Origin of the sequence: Lichenibacterium minor (assembly GCF_004137685.1) — a bacterium.
In the GTDB taxonomy this organism is placed as follows: domain Bacteria; phylum Pseudomonadota; class Alphaproteobacteria; order Rhizobiales; family Beijerinckiaceae; genus Lichenihabitans; species Lichenihabitans minor.
Genome location: NZ_QYBB01000127.1, coordinates 1 through 2,250 on the forward strand (window position 1 = coordinate 1; position 2,250 = coordinate 2,250).

The 2,250-nt window shown below is 56.9% G+C and carries 1 protein-coding gene; it reads right to left on the reverse strand.

The window, feature by feature from the left end:
* Nucleotides 1–73 precede the first annotated feature (73 nt).
* The gene (locus D3273_RS27560) at nucleotides 74–2,182 is read right to left on the reverse strand and encodes a S8 family peptidase (protein WP_245501423.1); all 2,109 of its coding nucleotides are present in this window, start codon (nucleotides 2,180–2,182) and stop codon (nucleotides 74–76) included.
* Between the last annotated feature and the right edge of the window lie 68 nt (nucleotides 2,183–2,250).

Sequence of the window (2,250 nt, forward strand, 5' to 3'; positions counted from 1 at the left end):
GCCGTCGTCGACCCAAAAATCCAACCGCTTCCCGACGCCCGCGACACCACACCAGCCCAGGGGAGGTGAGCAATTACCCTCTCGGCGGCAGATATAAGGAGTCCAGCCGCCCCTTCCATCCACCGTCTTCCTGTTCCTGCTGAAGAGAAGCGTTCACATTAATGCGAACCAGCTCCGAACCAAATCGGGCATCAAGCGGCGGAGTCGCGACAAGGGTAAGCTTGGCTCGACCACGGCACTTACCTCCGGGGCCGACCAAGGAAGGCGGCCAAGCAAACCGGAAATTAATTTGTTGATCGCGCTGGATGCGCGATGCGAAGACGAGGGTGATGGCATGATCACCGGTCTCCAAGATCTGCCCTGCAGAGGGGGGCATACCGAAGCCAACCATATGCCGAGCGACTGGAGCAAGTGTTTTCGACCGCAGAAGAGCTGGCATTTCTGCATGGTGAACCAACAAGCCTATGAGTGTCTCTCGCGACACCTCACCCTCGATCAAATGATCGAGTACCGCGGCCGTTTTCGCCGCTAGAGGTGAAGCGTAACTCGTCCCACATCCATCAACGATGGTCCCATCTGGCAGGACCGAGAAAAGACCGTGCCCGAGTACCGCATGCTGAGATCCTGAGCCGCCGACGTGCGCGATTTCGGGTTTCACTCCTCCACGCAGACCAGGGCCTCTTCTACTGAAACGAGTTGGCGCAAATGGAACGCATCCGTCATGTCCGGGCGGGTTCAACGCTGCAACGGCAACGTTCCGGGCGCTTTCAGCAGGCGTCAGCAACCCATCGTTCCGGGAGTTTACCAGGGCTGTCAGTGCTGCTAAATCATCGTTAGGCCACTCCGCCCTGAGATCTTGGGGATTTATGTTCCCTGCCGAAATGAAGATGACAGAATTACTATTTTCGGCGATCTGATCCAGCCTTGCTGCGTGTTGACTGTAACGATCTGGCGCTGCGGGCTGAAGAATGTTTAAGCTCATGTTAAACACGCGAACACCATGTCGCGCATTAGCATCGGAGACAGCACTCTCCATTTCATCGAAGAACTGTGGTAGCCCATCTGGGAAATACGACGTGAATGCTCCCGACCTACCTTCGCTAGGGAAAACTGCCAAGTCTACGAGTTCAGCACCATCAGGCTCTGGACATACCTCTGCACCGTTCAATGCCCCACCAAGGGCAGCAAGGCCTCCTATGAACGTGCCATGTGCAAGATCCATGTCCTCATCTGCTAAGACATCCCACCGATCGATTACCCAGTCGGACAGAGCAGGGCCGATCCCACCGTCAATGATACCCAATCGGGGATGCGAGCGACGGCTATCTCGGACGGGAATCGTTATCCCGTTTGGTCGTGCGCGTGGCGTCCGCATGGGCGCTCTCGCGGAGTGTACTACGATGCCTGGGAGTTCAATGCGGCGAACGAGCGGATGATTGTCCAGGAACTTAAGCAATCGACTATGACGCGCCCGGTCTGGATTGAAGGGCGCCAATACGCGGCGTCGCTCCACGACGGACGTGTCTTGGAGCCGGATGACAGGCGGGTTTCTGGACTGATCAAGCCTAACGTTGAGAATGGGTCGCTTATTCGAATGATCGGGGAGCCGCTCGACGGTCAAGCCAAAGCCGATTTCGGCGAGTCCGACAGCGAAGCTCTGCACCAACCTACGGCGGCCAGCGTCCAAACGATCCCATTCTGATCTAGGCGGCGGTACTTCGAACAGTTCGATTTGATACCCGCTTCCCGTCATTGGATTAGAGAGCCATACGAGCGCCTCCTCCAATGAGAACGCCCGCCTATCGGCCGGCCCGAAAAGCTCGATACGGTCGATAGCTCCAGCTTCGCTCTTCCTCACCGATGGATTGGGTTCTGCCCTGCCGCGCTTTTCGTTGAGCTTCATCCGGGTGGTGGGCTCAGCCGCTGCGATCTCCTGAGCGAGCCTACTCAGGGAATTCGGCCTTACCTCGACCAGCATAACCCCTAGATCGCCACCTCCAACTGTTGCTACGCGGTCAGGACGAAAAAGAGAATTCACCGGACGATGACTTTTTGCCCAAGCCTCTCGACGTAGGATGACTTTGGCATATCCAATCTCACCTGCCGTCTGCGCACTTAGGATACCGCTGATGGTGTCTATCTGCTCAATCAGATTGGCTTGGTGAGCACGAAACCTGACCATCCATCAGTTTCTATGTTGCCCAGAGGGGTGGCAGCGGCTGGACGGCCTGCATGAGCTTGGCGATGCGC